Genomic DNA, 17,138 nt, shown 5'->3' with positions numbered 1-17,138 from the left:
CCTTCAGCCGGACAAAAGAAAAGGGCCCCGAAGGGCCCTTTCTTTTTGCCTGCGGATCAGACGTCCAGGTTGGACACCGCCAGGGCGTTGCTTTCGATGAAGTCGCGGCGCGGCTCCACGGCATCGCCCATCAGGGTGTTGAACAGCTGGTCGGCAGCGATGGCGTCCTCGATGGTCACCTTCAGCATGCGGCGCACGTTCGGGTCCATGGTGGTTTCCCACAGCTGCTCCGGGTTCATCTCGCCCAGACCCTTGTATCGCTGGATGCTGTGGCGCTTGGTGCCTTCGGCCATCAGCCAGTCCAGGGCTTCCTTGAAGCTCGATACGGTCTTCTTGCGCTCGCCCTTCTGCACGTAGGCGCCTTCTTCCATCAGGCTGTTCAGCTTGGCACCCAGCTCGGTTACCGCGCGGTAATCGTTGCTGGCGAAGAAGTCGCGGTTGAAGGTGACGTAGCTCGACAGGCCGTGAGCGACCATCTCGACTTCCGGCAGCCACAGGTGACGCTCGCGGTCTTCGCGCAGGCTGACCTTGTAGACCAGGCCGGACTTCTCGACGGCCTTCAGGCGCGCCTGGTACTGCTCCAGCCAGGACTGCATGGCGGCCTGGTCGCCCAGTTTCTCTACCTCGATGCGCGGCAGGTAGACGAAATGCTCGGTCAGGTCCTGCGGGTACAGACGGGACAGGCGGGCGAGGGTACGCATGACGCCACGGTACTCGTTGACCAGCTTCTCCAGCGCTTCGCCGGACAGGCCCGGGGCGCTTTCGTTGACGTGCACGCTGGCTTCCTCGAGGGCCGACTGGGTCATGTATTCCTCCATGGCCACGTCGTCCTTGATGTACTGCTCCTGCTTGCCCTTCTTCACCTTGTACAGCGGCGGCTGGGCGATATAGATGTAGCCGCGCTCGACCAGCTCGGGCAGCTGACGGAAGAAGAAGGTCAGCAGCAGGGTACGGATGTGCGAACCGTCGACGTCAGCATCGGTCATGATGATGATGTTGTGGTACCGCAGCTTGTCGATGTTGTACTCCTCGCGACCGATACCGCAGCCCAGTGCGGTGATCAGGGTGCCGACCTCCTGGGAGGACAGCATCTTGTCGAAGCGAGCCTTCTCGACGTTGAGGATCTTGCCCTTGAGCGGCAGGATCGCCTGGGTCTTGCGGTTACGGCCCTGCTTGGCAGAACCGCCCGCGGAGTCACCCTCCACGATGTACAGTTCGGAGAGGGCGGGGTCCTTCTCCTGGCAGTCGGCGAGCTTGCCCGGCAGGCCGGCGATGTCCAGCGCGCCCTTGCGGCGGGTCATCTCACGGGCCTTGCGCGCGGCCTCACGGGCGCGGGCGGCGTCGATCATCTTGCCGACCACGGCCTTGGCTTCGTTCGGGTTCTCCAGCAGGAAGTCGGCGAAGTACTTGCCCATTTCCTGTTCCACGGCGGTCTTCACTTCCGAGGAAACCAGCTTGTCCTTGGTCTGGGAGCTGAACTTCGGGTCCGGCACCTTCACCGAAATGATCGCGGTCAGACCTTCACGGGCGTCGTCACCGGTGGTGGCGATCTTGAACTTCTTCGCCAGGCCTTCCTGCTCGATGTAGTTGTTCAGGTGGCGGGTGAGGGCGGAGCGGAAGCCCGCCAGGTGGGTACCACCGTCACGCTGCGGAATGTTGTTGGTGAAGCAGAGGATGTTCTCGTTGAAGCTGTCGTTCCACTGCAGGGCGATCTCCACGCCCACGCCGTCTTCTTCACGCTGGCAGTTGAAGTGGAAGACCTGGTTCACCGCAGTCTTGTTGGTGTTCAGGTACTCGACGAAGGCACGCAGGCCACCCTCGTACTTGAACAGCTCTTCCTTGCCGGTGCGCTCGTCGCGCAGGACGATGCCCACGCCGGAGTTCAGGAAGGACAGCTCGCGAATCCGCTTGGCCAGGATATCCCAGCTGAAGTGGATGTTGTGGAAGGTGTCGGGGGAGGGTTTGAAATGCACCTCGGTGCCCGAACCCTCGGTGTCACCCACCGGGCGCAGCGGGAACTGCGGCACGCCGTGGTGGTAGACCTGTTCCCAGACCTTGCCTTCGCGGCGGATGGTCAGGCGCAGTTCGTTGGAGAGGGCGTTCACTACCGACACACCTACGCCGTGCAGGCCACCGGAGACCTTGTAGCTGTTGTCGTCGAACTTACCGCCGGCATGCAGCACGGTCATGATGACCTCGGCTGCGGAAACCCCTTCTTCCTTGTGGATATCCACCGGAATGCCGCGGCCATTGTCGCGGACGGTAATGGATTCATCGGTGTGAATGGTGATGCTGATCTCGCTGCAGTAGCCCGCCAGCGCTTCGTCGATCGAGTTGTCCACCACCTCGAAGACCATGTGGTGCAGGCCGGTGCCGTCGTCGGTATCACCGATGTACATGCCCGGACGCTTGCGTACGGCGTCCAGCCCCTTCAGCACCTTGATGCTGGAAGAGTCGTAGGTGTTCTCGCTCATTCTTCACTCCCGATGGTAGTGTCCTGAGAGACTCGTCCATGTTCCACGTGGAACATCGACACCGGCGTTTCCGTTCGCCAGCCGTCTTTCAATAAGTGCGGGTCGACGCAGGTGATGAATACCTGGCAACCCAGATCTTCGAGAAGCCGGCACAACGAAAGCCGATGCTTCTCATCCAATTCAGAAGGCAGGTCGTCCACCAGGTAAACGCATTGGCCGCGCTTGGCCTGGTTGATCAGGTGCCCTTGGGCGATCCGCAACGCGCAGACCACCAGTTTCTGTTGGCCGCGAGACAGGATCTCCGCGGCATTGTGCCCCCCAAGGCGAATTCTCAGGTCCGCCCTTTGCGGTCCAGCCTGGGTGTGTCCCATCTGCTGATCGCGCAGCAGGCTGGCAGACAATACTTCGCTGAGGTCTCGTTCCTTGTCCCAGCCCCGGTAATAGCTCAACGTCAGCTCATCCAGCTGGATAAGCTCCGCCAGCGTCTTCTCGAACTGGGGCTTGAGCGCCTGGATATAGGACCGCCGATAGGCGTCGATTTCGTCGCTCGCCGCGCATAATTCGCGGTCCCAGGCGGCCTGCGAAGCACCGTCCAGTTTACCATGACGGAGCCACGAGTTCCGCTGCCGCAGGGCCTTCTGCAGTCGTTGCCAGGCGACCATGAAGCGTTGTTCCACGTGGAACACTCCCCAGTCGAGGAACTGCCGACGAACCTTGGGCGAGCCCTCGAGCAAGCGGAAGCTGTCCGGGTTGATCAACTGCAGCGGCAGCGTTTCAGCCAGCTGCGCAGCACTGCGTGCATTCTGCCCGTCGATACGTATCTGGAATTCCCCCTGGCGATCCCGGGAAACGCCCAGGCTGCTGTCGAAGCCATTGCCCAGACGCACCTGTCCGAAAACCGTGCAAGCCGGTTCTTCGTACTGGATCACAGGTTGCAGACGAAGGCTGCGGAAGGAGCGGGCCAGGCCGAGCAGGTGAATGGCTTCCAGCAGGCTGGTTTTGCCGCTGCCGTTTTCGCCGTAGATGATGTTGATGCGGGGGGAGGGGGAGAAGGTCACCGGGTGCAGGTTGCGCACCGCGGTGACCGAAATGCGGGTCAGGGACATCGATACGCGTCAGAGGCGCATCGGCATGACGACATAGGCCGAGTCGTCGTTGTCCGCTTCCTGCACCAGCGCACTGCTGTTGGCGTCAGAGAGGATCATGCGCACCTGCTCGGTACCCATCACGCCCAGGACGTCCAGCAGATAGCTGACGTTGAAGCCGATTTCCAGGCTGCCGCCGTTGTAGTCGACCTGCACTTCTTCTTCCGCTTCTTCCTGCTCCGGGTTGTTCGCCTGGATTTTCAGAAGGCCGTTGGAGAGTTGCAGGCGAATGCCGCGGTACTTCTCGTTGGAGAGAATCGCGGTACGGCTGAAGGCCTCACGCAGCACCTGGCGATCACCGATGACCAGCTTGTCACCGCCCTTGGGCAGTACGCGCTCGTAATCCGGGAACTTGCCGTCGACCAGCTTGGAGGTGAAGGTGAACTCGCCGGTGGTCGCACGAATGTGGTGCTGGCCGAGGACGATGGACACTTCGCCGTCCTGCTCGGTGAGCAGGCGAGCCAGTTCGAGGATGCCCTTGCGCGGCACGATCACCTGGTGGCGATCCTGGGCTTCCGGCACGCCGTTGCTCAGCGAGCACATGGCCAGGCGGTGACCATCTGTGGCGACAGCGCGCAGCGTGCCGCCGCCCACTTCCAGCAGCATGCCGTTCAGGTAGTAACGCACGTCCTGCTGCGCCATGGCGAAGCTGGTACGGTCGATCAGGCGACGCAGCTTGCTCTGCACCAGGCTGAAGGTGAGCGATCCCGGACCTTCTTCCACGGTGGGGAAGTCATTGGCGGGCAGGGTGGAGAGGGTGAAGCGGCTACGGCCGGCCTTCACCAGGAGCTTCTGCTCGTCGACGCGGATGTCGATCACGGCATCGCTGGGCAGGCTCTTGCAGATGTCCATCAGCTTGCGCGCCGGCACGGTGATCTCGCCCGGTTCGGCAGCATCTTCCAGGGTGACGCGGCCGACCAGTTCGACTTCAAGGTCGGTACCGGTCAGCGACAGCTGCTGACCTTCGACAACCAGCAGGACGTTGGAAAGAACCGGCAGCGTCTGGCGGCGCTCGACAACGCCAGCGACCAGTTGCAGGGGTTTCAACAGAGCTTCGCGTTGAATAGTGAAATGCATGGTCTAGTCCCTTGCCTCGTGAGGCTGCGTCAGGTGGTCAGAGTACGCAGCAGGTTCTTGTAGTCCTCGCGGATATCCGCGTCGGATTCCTTGAGTTGAGCGATCTTACGACAGGCGTGCAGCACCGTGGTGTGGTCCCGACCACCGAAGGCCACCCCGATTTCCGGCAGGCTGTGGTTGGTCAGTTCCTTGGACAGTGCCATGGCTACCTGACGCGGACGTGCTACCGAGCGCGAACGGCGCTTGGACAGCAGGTCGGCGATCTTGATCTTGTAGTACTCGGCGACGGTGCGCTGGATGTTGTCGATGCTGACCAGCTTGTCCTGCAGGGCCAGTAGATCCTTCAGCGACTCGCGGATCAGCTCGATGGTGATCGGCCGGCCCATGAAGTGGGAGTGGGCGATCACGCGCTTGAGCGCACCTTCCAGCTCACGCACGTTGGAGCGAATGCGCTGGGCGATGAAGAACGCGGCGTCGTGCGGCAGCTCGACCTTGGCCTGTTCGGCCTTCTTCATCAGGATCGCCACGCGGGTTTCCAGTTCCGGCGGCTCCACGGCCACCGTCAGCCCCCAGCCGAAGCGCGATTTCAGGCGCTCTTCCAGGCCTTCGATCTCCTTCGGATAACGGTCGCTGGTCAGGATGACCTGCTGGCCGCCTTCGAGAAGGGCGTTGAAGGTGTGGAAGAACTCTTCCTGGGAACGCTCCTTGCGGGCGAAGAACTGGATATCGTCGATCAGCAGCGCATCCACCGAACGGTAGAAGCGCTTGAATTCGTTGATGGCGTTCAGTTGCAGCGCTTTCACCATGTCCGCGACGAAACGCTCCGAATGCAGGTACACGACCTTGGCATTGGGGTTCTTCTTCAGCAGATGGTTACCCACAGCGTGCATCAGGTGGGTCTTGCCCAGGCCGACGCCTCCATAAAGGAAGAGCGGGTTGTAGCCGTGCTTGAGGTTGTCCGCCACCTGCCAGGCCGCTGCGCGGGCCAGCTGGTTGGACTTACCTTCGACGAAGTTCTCGAAGGTAAAGGTGCGGTTGAGATAGCTGGTGTGCTTGAGCGCACCTTCTACCTGCACGTTGCGTTCGGTTCGCACGGCAGCAGCCGGCATGGCAGCCGCCAACGGATCGATCCCCGGACTGGACTCATCCAGATCGGGCAACGGCTGGACGACAGGCTGCGCCGGCACAGGTTGCGGCTCCGCGACCAGCACGGGTGCGGGAGCGACAGCGGCCACCGGCGCCGCCACAACGGCGGGCGCAGGAGACGGCGGCACACTCACATGGCTCTGCGGAACCAGCGCCGGACGGGGTGTGCGGCTGCGGCGACTGCCGATCAGCAGCGACAGCGCCGGGATCTGGCCATTGCCACGCTCACTGAGCAACTCGAGCATGCGCCCCATGTACTTCTCGTTGACCCAATCGAGCACGAAGCGATTGGGTGCATAGACGCGCAACTCCTCACCCTCGGCCTCAACCTGCAGCGGTCGGATCCAGGTGTTGAATTGCTGGGACGGCAGCTCGTCGCGCAGAAGCTCCACGCACTGCTGCCAAAGTTCCACGGACACGGATATCCCCCAAAAGAAGTCGCAAAGCGAAACAGGCCGCTATTGTAGCCCCGCCGGACCAACTTATCCACATGAGAAACACGCTTGGACACAAGCAAAATCAAGGTGTTAATGATCTCGCCAGTGGTCGGATAATAACGCCATGAGCCTTGTGGATAACAACTGAATGAGGCAGGGGATGGCTCTGGTGATGGTCCTGTGGAAAAAATCCCTGTGGAAAAATCAGCCATCCATACCCAGCTTTCCAACCGGCGCCGCACAGGCCACCCACCCATTCCGGACAAGGTTATCATTCGGCCAATCCGTGCAGTTCCGCTGCCTCCATGAAGTTATACACAGGGCAGGGCATCCCTAAACATAATCATCGCTTCAATCTTTAAAAAAGAGATTTCCTCCCCTTCTATTCATATTTGTATCCGCCGCTGGTTGGAAATTGACCTGACCGCGCGATTTCACTAGAATCGCCGGTCTCTTTAAACGGGGTCACTGCGACCTCAAGTCGTCAACCCAGGTACCGAATCATGAAACGTACTTTCCAACCCAGCACCCTCAAGCGCGCTCGCGTCCACGGTTTCCGCGCTCGCATGGCCACCAAGAACGGTCGTCAGGTTCTGTCGCGTCGTCGCGCCAAGGGCCGTAAGCGTCTGACCGTCTGATTTGTCCGACACAGGTGGTGAGTCAAGGCTTCGACCGGGATAAACGTCTACTGACAGCCCGGCAATTCACAGCAGTCTTCGACTCCCCCACCTCCAAGGTTCCCGGCAAGCACATCCTGCTGCTGGCGCGCGAAAACGGTCTCGATCACCCCCGCCTCGGCCTGGTGATCGGCAAGAAGAACGTCAAGCTCGCCGTCGAGCGTAACCGCCTCAAACGCCTTCTCCGCGAGTCCTTCCGCCACAACCAGCAAAGGCTGGCCGGCCTGGATATCGTGGTCATCGCGCGCAAGGGCCTCGGCGATCTGGAGAATGAAGAGCTGCACCAGCAGTTCGGCAAGCTCTGGAAGCGCCTGTTGCGCAATCGGCCCAGCCCGGAACCTACGACAGAATCTCCGGGAGTGGCCGACAGTTCCCATGCGTAGACTGGCGCTTCTACTGATCCAGTTTTACCGCTACGCCATCAGTCCCATGATGGGCAGGCACTGTCGTTTCTATCCCAGCTGTTCCTGCTACGCGCAGGAAGCCATCGAAACCCATGGCTTCCTGCGTGGTGGCTGGTTGGCCGCTCGTCGCCTCGGCCACTGCCACCCCTGGCACCCCGGTGGCTATGATCCGGTACCGCCAGCCCCATCCAAGACCGCCCCTTCCTCGACGGCCGAGTAATCATGGACATCAAACGTTCAATCCTATTCGTCGCCCTGGCAATCGTGTCCTACGCGCTGGTTCTCCAGTGGAACAAGGACTATGGCCAGCCCGAACTGCCAGCGCAGACCGCGACCTTCAACCAGAACGAAGGCCTGCCGGATACCTCCGTGCCTGCCGGCAGCGCGGCCAGTAACGCCGACGTACCGACCGCCCAGAATGCCCAGGCAAGTCTGCCCACCGAGCAGAAGCCGGCGGCCGTCAGCGACCAGCTGATCCGCGTGAAGACCGACGTTCTGGACCTGGCCATCGATCCGCGCGGTGGCGATGTGGTGAAACTGGGCCTGACCCAGTACCCGCTGCGCCAGGATCGCCCGGACGTACCCTTCCCGCTGTTCGAGCGTGACCAACAGCGCACCTACCTGGCGCAGAGCGGCCTGACTGGTGCCAATGGTCCGGATGCCGCTGCCAGTGGCCGCCCGCTCTATGCTTCGGCCAAGCCGGTGTACGAACTGGCCGACGGTCAGGACCAGATGGTTGTCGACCTGACTTATGCACAGGATGGCGTCAACTACATCAAGCGCTTCACCTTCCATCGCGGCCTGAAAGGCGACTGCACCGAGAAGGAAAAGGCCCAGAAGAAGCTCGAGTGCATCAACCCCAATGCCTATCAGGTCGGCGTGAGCTACCTGATCGACAACCAGAGCGACAAGCCCTGGAGCGCTTCGCTGTTCGCCCAGCTCAAGCGTGACGCCAGCGCCGATCCGTCCTCCACCACCGCCACCGGCGTGTCGACCTACCTCGGCGCCGCGGTCTGGACCCCTGAAAAGCCCTACGTGAAAGTGTCCATGAAGGACATGGACAAGGAGCAGTTCAAGGAATCCGTCCAGGGTGGCTGGGTTGCCTGGCTGCAACACTACTTCGTCACCGCCTGGGTACCCGCCAAGGGCGACACCCACAACGTGATGACCCGCAAGGACGCCCAGGGCAACTACATCGTCGGCTTCACCGGCCCGAACATCACCGTCGCGCCGGGCGCCAAGGGCGAAACCAGCATGACCCTGTATGCCGGTCCCAAGCTGCAAGCCTACCTGGGCGATCTGTCCAAGGGCCTGGAGCTGACCGTCGACTACGGCCCGCTATGGTTCATCGCCCAGCCGATCTTCTGGCTGCTGCAACATATCCACAACCTGGTGGGTAACTGGGGCTGGTCGATCATCCTGCTGACCATCGTCATCAAGATGGCCTTCTTCCCGCTGTCCGCCGCCAGCTACCGTTCCATGGCGCGCATGCGTGCCGTATCGCCGAAGATGCAGGCTCTCAAGGAGCAGCACGGTGACGATCGCCAGAAGATGTCCCAGGCGATGATGGAGCTGTACAAGAAGGAGAAGATCAATCCGCTGGGCGGCTGCCTGCCGATCCTGGTGCAGATGCCGGTCTTCCTGTCCCTGTACTGGGTACTGCTGGAAAGCGTCGAGATGCGCCAGGCCCCGTGGCTGGGCTGGATCGTCGACCTATCGGTGAAGGATCCGTTCTTCATCCTGCCGATCATCATGGGTGCCACCATGCTGGTTCAGCAGATGCTCAACCCGACGCCGCCGGACCCCATGCAGGCCAAGGTCATGAAGCTGATGCCGATCATCTTCACCTTCTTCTTCCTGTGGTTCCCGGCCGGTCTGGTGCTGTACTGGGTTGTGAACAACTGCCTGTCCATCGCACAGCAGTGGTACATTACCCGTCAGATCGAGGGTGCGGCGAAAAAGGCCTCCGCCTGATCGCCCCTCCCGACGATTGCCAAAACGCCCCCTTGTGGGGCGTTTTGCTATGTGGATAGTTTTGCCCAGCGTCCTCTTTGTCCTGAGAAAGCCACGAGACCGCCGACATGAATGCAGCCCGTGAAACCATCGCCGCCGTCGCCACCGCTCAGGGCCGTGGCGGGGTCGGCATCGTCCGCGTCTCCGGCCCCCGTGCCCGCGCCATGGCCATCACCCTCAGCGGCCGCGAGCCACAGCCCCGCTACGCTCACTACGGGCCATTCCACGCCGACGACGGCGACGTCATCGACGAGGGCCTGCTGCTGTTCTTCCCCGGGCCGAACTCCTTCACCGGCGAAGACGTTCTGGAACTGCAGGGCCACGGCGGCCCGGTGGTGATGGACATGCTGCTGCAGCGCTGCCTGGAACTGGGTGCTCGCCAGGCGCGCCCGGGCGAGTTCAGCGAGCGCGCCTTCCTCAACGACAAGCTCGACCTGGCCCAGGCCGAAGCCATCGCCGACCTGATCGAGGCCAGCTCGGCCCAGGCTGCGCGCAACGCCGTGCGCTCCCTGCAGGGCGAGTTCTCCCGTCGCGTGCACCATCTCACCGACCGGTTGATCCAGCTGCGCATGTACGTCGAGGCCGCCATCGACTTCCCGGAAGAAGAAATCGACTTCCTCGCCGATGGCCACGTCCTCTCCCAACTGGATGCGGTACGCGCCGAACTGGCCGCCGTATTGCGCGAAGCCGGCCAGGGCGCGCTGCTGCGCGACGGCATGACCGTGGTCATCGCCGGGCGTCCCAATGCCGGCAAATCGAGCCTGCTGAACGCCCTGGCCGGCCGCGAAGCGGCCATCGTCACCGATATCGCCGGTACCACTCGCGACGTCCTGCGCGAACATATCCACATCGATGGCATGCCGCTGCACATCATCGATACCGCGGGCCTGCGCAGCACCGATGACCATGTGGAAAAGATCGGCGTGGAACGCGCCCTGAAGGCCATCAACGAGGCCGATCGCGTGCTCCTGGTAGTGGATTCCACAGCCCCGGAGGCCAGCGATCCCTTCGCCCTGTGGCCGGAGTTCCTCGACAGCCGGCCCGATCCGGCCCATGTCACCCTGATCCGCAACAAGGCGGATTTATCCACAGAGACGATCGGACTGGAAGAAAGCGCCGACGGTCACGTCACCCTCACCCTCTCCGCGCGCTCCGGCAATGGCCTGGATCTGCTGCGCGAGCACCTGAAGGCCTGCATGGGCTTCGAACAGACCGCCGAAAGCAGCTTCAGCGCCCGCAGGCGCCATCTGGAAGCCCTGCGCCAGGCTGGCGACAGCCTCGAGCACGGCCGCGCCCAGCTCACCCTGAGCGGCGCCGGCGAGCTCCTGGCCGAGGATCTGCGTCAGGCCCAGCAAGCCCTGGGCGAAATCACTGGCGCCTTCACACCGGATGATCTGCTGGGTCGCATCTTCTCCAGCTTCTGCATCGGCAAGTAATCCACAGAACCGCTTTTCTTCAACGGTGACGGAGCCATTCCGTCACCGCGCCCGCTCCTGCGCGCTGATTTCTCAGAAGCGCCTCTATCCACAACCGTATTAACGACGAAACCAGCGCCGTTCCTGGATTTCAGACCTGAAAATACGTATTTCACAGGCCTCCGTGAACCCTGTGGAAAACTCACGTACAGCCACGTTGACAACACCTGTCGCAAGCCGTGGATAAATCCGCCTGTTGATAACAGATCACTTAATCCACAGGCTGAAAACCGGAGATCCCCTGCCACCTGACAGCATCGACACAGGGTTGTTATGCCGTGAAACACACACGGCACATGGGCTCAAGGTGGTTATCCACAGAAATCGGCTTCACCATACATAAACACAAGCTCTAAAAAGATTTAAAAAAGTTCCTCTCTTTTATTTTCTATAGAAGCCCACCGCACCGATTGGCTATTTTTTGTTCAGGTGCCTTCAATCGAGAGCCCTTAACCCCTATACTGTCCGGCTCTCTTATTTCTCCTTGATCAACAGGCACGAGGTGCGTGGTGGATTTCCCTTCCCGTTTTGACGTGATCGTGATCGGCGGCGGCCATGCCGGCACTGAGGCCGCACTCGCGGCTGCACGCATGGGCGTGAAGACGCTGCTGCTCACCCATAATGTGGAAACCCTTGGCCAGATGAGCTGCAACCCCGCCATCGGTGGGATCGGCAAGAGCCATCTGGTGAAGGAGATCGATGCGCTGGGCGGTGCCATGGCACTGGCCACCGATAAAGGCGGCATCCAGTTTCGCGTCCTGAACAGCCGCAAAGGCCCGGCAGTGCGCGCTACCCGTGCACAGGCCGACCGCATCCTCTACAAGGCAGCGGTACGCGAAATCCTGGAGAACCAGCCCAACCTGTGGATATTCCAGCAGTCCTGCGACGACCTGATCGTCGAGCAGGACCAGGTGCGCGGCGTGGTGACCCAGATGGGTCTGAAATTCCATGCGGATAACGTCGTACTCACCGCCGGCACTTTCCTCGGCGGACTTATCCACATCGGTCTGCAGAACTACTCCGGCGGTCGCGCCGGCGATCCGCCGTCGATCGCCCTGGCCAAGCGCCTGCGCGAACTGCCGCTGCGCGTCGGTCGCCTGAAAACCGGTACTCCGCCGCGCATCGACGGCCGCAGTGTCGATTTCAGCGTGATGACCGAGCAGCCGGGCGATACGCCCATCCCGGTGATGTCCTTCCTCGGTTCCAAGGAAATGCACCCGCGCCAGGTCAGCTGCTGGATCACCCACACCAACGCGCGCACCCACGAGATCATCGCGTCCAACCTCGATCGCTCGCCCATGTACTCCGGCGTGATCGAAGGTGTCGGCCCGCGCTACTGCCCGTCGATCGAAGACAAGATCCACCGCTTCGCCGACAAGGACAGCCATCAGGTCTTCCTCGAACCGGAAGGCCTGACCACCCATGAGCTGTACCCGAACGGCATCTCCACCTCGCTGCCCTTCGACGTGCAGCTGGATATCGTGCGCTCGATCCGTGGGATGGAGAATGCGCACATCGTGCGTCCCGGCTACGCCATCGAATACGACTACTTCGATCCGCGCGACCTGAAGTACAGCCTGGAAACCAAGGTCATCGGCGGCCTGTTCTTCGCCGGCCAGATCAACGGCACCACCGGCTACGAAGAAGCCGGCGCCCAGGGTCTGCTCGCCGGCACCAACGCCGCGCTGCGTTCGCAGGGCCGTGACAGCTGGTGCCCGCGTCGCGACGAGGCCTACATCGGCGTACTGGTCGACGACCTGATCACCCTCGGCACCCAGGAGCCGTACCGCATGTTCACTTCGCGTGCCGAGTACCGGCTGATCCTGCGCGAAGACAACGCCGACCTGCGCCTGACCGAGAAGGGCCGCGAACTGGGCCTGATCGACGACGAGCGCTGGGCGGTATTCGAAGCCAAGCGCGAAGGCATCGAGCAGGAGGAACAGCGGCTGAAGAGCACCTGGGTTCGTCCGAACACTCCCCAGGGCGACGCCATCGCCGCGCGTTTCGGCACGCCGCTGGCGCACGAGTACAACCTGCTCAACCTGCTGGCCCGTCCGGAAATCGACTACGCCAGCCTCGCCGAAGTGACCGGCGCCGGTGCGCAAGACCCGCAAGTCGCCGAACAGGTGGAGATCCGCACCAAGTACGCGGGCTACATCGACCGTCAGCAGGAAGAGATCGCTCGCCTGCGCGCCAGTGAAGACACCCAGCTGCCTGTGGATATCGACTACCAGAGCATTTCCGGTCTCTCCAAGGAGATCCAGCTCAAGCTGGGTAACGCCCGTCCGCAAACCCTCGGCCAGGCCGGCCGCATCCCGGGCGTAACCCCGGCGGCCATCTCCCTGTTGCTGATCCACCTGAAGAAGCGCTCGTCCGGCCGTCAGCTGGAGCAGAGCGCCTGATGTCCCTGGTCACTGCCCGCCACGCCGACGAACTCGCGCGTGGCATCGAAACGCTCGGCCTGAACATCGACGCCGCCACCCAGCAGCGCCTGCTCGACTACCTGGCCCTGCTGGCCAAGTGGAACAAGGCCTACAACCTCACCGCCGTGCGCGATGTGGATGAAATGGTCTCGCGCCACCTGCTCGACAGCCTGAGCATCGTCGCTCGGTTCGAAGCCGCCGGTGGCGAACGCTGGCTGGACGTCGGCAGTGGCGGCGGCATGCCCGGTATTCCGCTGGCCATCCTGTTCCCCGGCAAGTCGCTGACACTGCTGGACAGCAACGGCAAGAAGACCCGCTTCCTCACCCAGGTGAAGCTGGAACTGAAGCTGGACAACCTCCAGGTTATCCACAGCCGGGTGGAAGCCTTCCAACCCGAACTGCCGTTCAACGGCATCGTCTCCCGGGCGTTCAGCAGCCTCGAAGACTTCACCAACTGGACGCGCCACCTCGGCGACGGCCACACCAATTGGCTGGCCATGAAAGGCGTACACCCCAGCGAAGAGCTCGCGGCACTCCCGGAGGATTTCCGGGTCGAAGCCGAACACGCTCTGGCGGTGCCGGGTTGCCAAGGCCAGCGCCATCTGCTGATACTGCGCCGCATTGCATGACGGGGAGTGGGGGAAACCATGGCTAAGGTATTCGCGATCGCCAACCAGAAAGGCGGCGTCGGCAAGACCACGACCTGTATCAATCTCGCCGCATCGCTGGTTGCCACCAAGCGACGCGTGCTGATGATCGACCTCGATCCACAGGGCAACGCCACCACCGGCAGCGGTGTGGATAAGTTGTCGCTGGATCATTCCATCTACGACGTGCTGACCGGCGAGTGCGACCTGGCCCAGGCCATGCAGTTCTCCGAGCACGGCGGCTACCAGCTGCTGCCCGCCAACCGCGACCTCACCGCCGCGGAAGTGGTGCTGCTGGAGATGGACATGAAGGAGCACCGCCTGCGCCAGGCGTTGGCTCCCATTCGCGAGAACTACGATTTCATCCTCATCGACTGCCCGCCGTCGCTGTCGATGCTGACTGTCAACGCCCTGTCCGCCTCGGACGGCGTGATCATTCCGATGCAGTGCGAGTACTACGCGCTGGAAGGCCTGACCGACCTGATGAACAGCATCCAGCGCATTGCCGAGCGGCTGAACCCGGCGCTGAAGATCGAGGGCCTGCTGCGTACCATGTACGACCCGCGCATCAGCCTGACCAACGACGTCAGCGCGCAGCTGCAGGAACACTTCGGCGACAAGCTCTACACCACCGTGATCCCGCGCAACGTGCGACTGGCCGAGGCACCCAGCTTCGGCATGCCGGCGCTGGTCTACGACAAGCAATCCCGCGGTGCCCTCGCCTACCTGGCGCTGGCCGGCGAGCTGGTGCGCCGCCAGCGCTCCGCCCGCACCACCGCCACCGCCTAAAGATTAAGGAACCCGCATGGCCGCCAAGAAACGAGGTCTCGGACGCGGGCTGGATGCCCTGCTCAGTGGCTCCAGCGCCGCTACCCTGCAGGAAGAAGCCGTTCAGGTCGACAACAAGGAACTCCAGCACCTGCCGCTGGACCTGATCCAGCGCGGCAAATACCAGCCGCGCCGCGACATGGACCCGCAAGCCCTGGAAGAACTCGCCCAGTCCATCAAGGCCCAGGGCGTGATGCAGCCCATCGTGGTGCGCCCCATCGACAAGGGCCGCTACGAGATCATCGCCGGCGAGCGCCGCTGGCGTGCCAGCCAGCAGGCCGGCCTGGACAAGATCCCGGCCATGGTCCGCGAAGTGCCGGACGAAGCCGCCATCGCCATGGCGCTGATCGAGAACATCCAGCGCGAGGACCTCAACCCCATCGAGGAAGCCGCCGCGCTGCAACGCCTGCAGCAGGAATTCCAGCTGACCCAGCAGCAGGTCGCCGACGCCGTCGGCAAATCCCGCGTGACCGTGGCCAACCTCCTGCGCCTGATCGCCCTGCCGGACGAGATCAAGACCCTGCTGTCCCATGGCGACCTGGAAATGGGCCATGCCCGTGCCCTGCTCGGATTGCCCGAGAATCGGCAGGTCGAAGGTGCGCGACATGTTGTCGCACGCGGCCTCACCGTACGCCAGACCGAAGCCCTGGTGCGCCAGTGGCTCAATGCCCCCGCGGAACCTGTCAAACCGGTCAAGAGCGATCCGGACATCAGCCGCCTGGAACAGCGCCTGGCTGAGCGCCTGGGCGCTCCAGTGCAGATTCGCCATGGGCAGAAGGGCAAGGGACAGTTGGTGATTCGCTACAACTCCCTCGATGAATTGCAGGGTGTCCTCGCCCACATCCGCTGACGCCTGCGACTATGTAGGGGTCGTCGGAAATCACTACCTGACGGTTGAACGGGTATGCGGCGCCCCCTATACTCTGCGCGCAATTTTGTCGGCACAAAGTATGCCAAGTTGTTGATTTGCGAAGCCGACGCCAGAGGACTGTGAGACAGATGGAACCCCGCAAGCCCAATCGCCTGCCCTTCCATCGCCAACCGGCTTTTCGCCTGTTGCTCGTCCAGCTGGTGGTGCTGCTTATCGGTGCAGCGGCCCTGTGGTTTGCCCAGGGATCGGTCGCAGGCTATTCCGGCCTGCTGGGTGGCCTGATTGCGTGGTTGCCGAATCTGTACTTTGCTCGCAAGGCGTTCCGCTACAGCGGCGCCCGTTCAGCCCAGCTGATAGTCCGGTCCTTTTATGCCGGCGAGGCGGGAAAACTGATTCTGACGGCAGTGCTCTTCGCACTGGCGTTCGCAGGTGTGAAGCCTTTGGCGCCGCTGGCGCTGTTCGGCATCTACCTGCTGACCCTGGTGGTCAGCTGGTTTGCACCCCTGCTGATGCGAAACACATTTACAAGACCTTAGAGCGATTGAGGCAAACATGGCAGCAGAAAGCGCTTCGGGTTACATCCAGCACCACTTGCAGAACCTGACCTTCGGTCGTCTGCAGGACGGTTCCTGGGGGTTCGCCCACACCGCCGAACAAGCCAAGGAAATGGGCTTCTGGGCATTCCACGTTGATACCCTGGGTTGGTCCGTATTCCTCGGCCTGGTATTCATCTTCCTTTTCCGCATGGCGGCCAAGAAGGCTACCAGCGGTCAACCTGGCGGCCTGCAGAACTTCGTCGAAGTTCTGGTCGAGTTCGTCGACGGCAGCGTGAAGGACACCTTCCACGGCCGTAACCCGCTGATCGCACCCCTGGCGCTCACCGTGTTCGTCTGGATCTTCCTGATGAACCTGATCGACCTGGTGCCTGTGGACTTCCTGCCGCTGGCGGCCCAGGCGGTCACCGGCAACGAACACCTGTTCTTCCGCGCCGTATCCACCACCGACCCGAATGCCACCTTCGGCATGTCGATCGCGGTGTTCGCGCTGATCATCTTCTACAGCATCAAGGTCAAGGGCATCGGCGGCTTCCTCGGCGAGCTGACCCTGCACCCGTTCCACAGCAGCAACATCGTGGTTCAGATCATCCTGATCCCGGTGAACTTCCTGCTCGAGTTCGTGACCCTGATCGCCAAGCCGGTATCCCTGGCACTGCGTCTGTTCGGCAACATGTACGCCGGCGAGCTGATCTTCATCCTGATCGCCGTGATGTTCGGTACCGGCATCCTCTGGCTGGGCGGCATGGGTGTCGTGCTGAACTGGGCGTGGGCCGTGTTCCACATCCTGATCATCACCCTGCAGGCGTTCATCTTCATGATGCTGACCATCGTCTACCTGTCGATGGCCCACGAAGACAGCCACTGATCAAAAGATTCTGTACGCCCTCTCCCCTTGCGGGAGGGGGTGAAAGAAGAGTTTCACCACCTTAACTTGCTTCACCTTTAACCAACACGACAAAAAGTC

Annotated in this window: 14 protein-coding genes and 1 pseudogene; 11 read left to right on the top strand and 4 right to left on the bottom strand. The window is 62.1% G+C overall.

Annotated features, from left to right (window positions below):
* Positions 1-56: 56 nt before the first annotated feature.
* The 4 genes and pseudogenes from gyrB to dnaA all read right to left on the bottom strand — a co-directional run bounded on the left by gyrB (position 57) and on the right by dnaA (position 6,261).
* A complete protein-coding gene (gyrB, locus tag ACAW63_RS04875) occupies positions 57-2,474 on the bottom strand; it encodes a DNA topoisomerase (ATP-hydrolyzing) subunit B (RefSeq protein ID WP_331315138.1) in 2,418 nt (805 codons plus the stop codon).
* A 3-nt stretch (positions 2,475-2,477) separates the two neighbouring features.
* Positions 2,478-3,580 (bottom strand): annotated as a pseudogene (recF, locus tag ACAW63_RS04870) (DNA replication/repair protein RecF).
* 9 nt (positions 3,581-3,589) lie between these two features.
* Entirely contained in the window at positions 3,590-4,696 is a 1,107-nt protein-coding gene (gene dnaN, locus ACAW63_RS04865) for a DNA polymerase III subunit beta (RefSeq protein ID WP_275609452.1), read from the bottom strand.
* A 29-nt stretch (positions 4,697-4,725) separates the two neighbouring features.
* On the bottom strand, positions 4,726-6,261 hold the full coding sequence (gene dnaA, locus ACAW63_RS04860; RefSeq protein ID WP_371232047.1) for a chromosomal replication initiator protein DnaA: 1,536 nt from the start codon (positions 6,259-6,261) through the stop codon (positions 4,726-4,728).
* 521 nt (positions 6,262-6,782) lie between these two features.
* On the opposite strand from dnaA, the gene rpmH reads away from it, so the two are divergent.
* The 11 genes from rpmH (at position 6,783) to atpB (ending at position 17,039) form a co-directional block, all read left to right on the top strand.
* Positions 6,783-6,917: a 50S ribosomal protein L34 gene (gene rpmH / locus ACAW63_RS04855; protein ID WP_003100258.1), complete on the top strand. Its 135-nt coding sequence runs from the start codon at positions 6,783-6,785 to the stop codon at positions 6,915-6,917.
* A 14-nt stretch (positions 6,918-6,931) separates the two neighbouring features.
* Positions 6,932-7,339: a ribonuclease P protein component gene (gene rnpA / locus ACAW63_RS04850; RefSeq protein ID WP_275609450.1), complete on the top strand. Its 408-nt coding sequence runs from the start codon at positions 6,932-6,934 to the stop codon at positions 7,337-7,339.
* Positions 7,332-7,580, top strand: a complete 249-nt coding sequence (gene yidD, locus ACAW63_RS04845) for a membrane protein insertion efficiency factor YidD (RefSeq protein ID WP_275609449.1) — start codon at positions 7,332-7,334, stop codon at positions 7,578-7,580. The genes rnpA and yidD overlap by 8 nt, the downstream gene beginning before the upstream one ends.
* Before the next feature lie 2 nt (positions 7,581-7,582).
* Positions 7,583-9,334: a membrane protein insertase YidC gene (yidC, locus tag ACAW63_RS04840; RefSeq protein WP_371232045.1), complete on the top strand. Its 1,752-nt coding sequence runs from the start codon at positions 7,583-7,585 to the stop codon at positions 9,332-9,334.
* 107 nt (positions 9,335-9,441) lie between these two features.
* The gene (gene mnmE / locus ACAW63_RS04835; RefSeq protein ID WP_371232043.1) at positions 9,442-10,809 is read left to right on the top strand and encodes a tRNA uridine-5-carboxymethylaminomethyl(34) synthesis GTPase MnmE; all 1,368 of its coding nucleotides are present in this window, start codon (positions 9,442-9,444) and stop codon (positions 10,807-10,809) included.
* Between the two features lie 548 nt (positions 10,810-11,357).
* Positions 11,358-13,250, top strand: coding sequence for a tRNA uridine-5-carboxymethylaminomethyl(34) synthesis enzyme MnmG (gene mnmG, locus ACAW63_RS04830; protein ID WP_371232041.1), 1,893 nt, complete (start codon positions 11,358-11,360; stop codon positions 13,248-13,250).
* A complete protein-coding gene (gene rsmG, locus ACAW63_RS04825) occupies positions 13,250-13,900 on the top strand; it encodes a 16S rRNA (guanine(527)-N(7))-methyltransferase RsmG (protein WP_371232039.1) in 651 nt (216 codons plus the stop codon). The genes mnmG and rsmG overlap by 1 nt, the downstream gene beginning before the upstream one ends.
* A gap of 18 nt (positions 13,901-13,918) precedes the next feature.
* On the top strand, positions 13,919-14,707 hold the full coding sequence (locus ACAW63_RS04820) for a ParA family protein (RefSeq protein WP_275609444.1): 789 nt from the start codon (positions 13,919-13,921) through the stop codon (positions 14,705-14,707).
* A 16-nt stretch (positions 14,708-14,723) separates the two neighbouring features.
* Positions 14,724-15,596: a ParB/RepB/Spo0J family partition protein gene (locus tag ACAW63_RS04815; RefSeq protein ID WP_275609443.1), complete on the top strand. Its 873-nt coding sequence runs from the start codon at positions 14,724-14,726 to the stop codon at positions 15,594-15,596.
* Between the two features lie 149 nt (positions 15,597-15,745).
* On the top strand, positions 15,746-16,153 hold the full coding sequence (locus ACAW63_RS04810) for a F0F1 ATP synthase subunit I (protein ID WP_371232037.1): 408 nt from the start codon (positions 15,746-15,748) through the stop codon (positions 16,151-16,153).
* Positions 16,154-16,169: 16 nt separating this feature from the next.
* On the top strand, positions 16,170-17,039 hold the full coding sequence (atpB, locus tag ACAW63_RS04805; protein WP_275609441.1) for a F0F1 ATP synthase subunit A: 870 nt from the start codon (positions 16,170-16,172) through the stop codon (positions 17,037-17,039).
* Positions 17,040-17,138 lie beyond the last annotated feature (99 nt).

Source organism: Pseudomonas sp. QE6 (assembly GCF_041379005.1).
GTDB lineage: Bacteria > Pseudomonadota > Gammaproteobacteria > Pseudomonadales > Pseudomonadaceae > Pseudomonas.
Note: the sequence above shows the minus strand (reverse complement) of the source record. Positions and strands in the feature narration are given on the sequence as shown.

What these genes read in the sequence shown, in the direction of transcription:
- gyrB (WP_331315138.1), bottom strand. Translation starts at nt 2,474, where the DNA reads ATGAGCGAGAACACCTACGACTCTTCCAGCATCAAGGTGCTGAAGGGG.
- dnaN (WP_275609452.1), bottom strand. Translation starts at nt 4,696, where the DNA reads ATGCATTTCACTATTCAACGCGAAGCTCTGTTGAAACCCCTGCAACTG.
- rpmH (WP_003100258.1), top strand. Translation starts at nt 6,783, where the DNA reads ATGAAACGTACTTTCCAACCCAGCACCCTCAAGCGCGCTCGCGTCCAC.
- yidD (WP_275609449.1), top strand. Translation starts at nt 7,332, where the DNA reads ATGCGTAGACTGGCGCTTCTACTGATCCAGTTTTACCGCTACGCCATC.
- yidC (WP_371232045.1), top strand. Translation starts at nt 7,583, where the DNA reads ATGGACATCAAACGTTCAATCCTATTCGTCGCCCTGGCAATCGTGTCC.
- mnmE (WP_371232043.1), top strand. Translation starts at nt 9,442, where the DNA reads ATGAATGCAGCCCGTGAAACCATCGCCGCCGTCGCCACCGCTCAGGGC.
- rsmG (WP_371232039.1), top strand. Translation starts at nt 13,250, where the DNA reads ATGTCCCTGGTCACTGCCCGCCACGCCGACGAACTCGCGCGTGGCATC.
- ACAW63_RS04820 (WP_275609444.1), top strand. Translation starts at nt 13,919, where the DNA reads ATGGCTAAGGTATTCGCGATCGCCAACCAGAAAGGCGGCGTCGGCAAG.
- ACAW63_RS04815 (WP_275609443.1), top strand. Translation starts at nt 14,724, where the DNA reads ATGGCCGCCAAGAAACGAGGTCTCGGACGCGGGCTGGATGCCCTGCTC.
- ACAW63_RS04810 (WP_371232037.1), top strand. Translation starts at nt 15,746, where the DNA reads ATGGAACCCCGCAAGCCCAATCGCCTGCCCTTCCATCGCCAACCGGCT.
- atpB (WP_275609441.1), top strand. Translation starts at nt 16,170, where the DNA reads ATGGCAGCAGAAAGCGCTTCGGGTTACATCCAGCACCACTTGCAGAAC.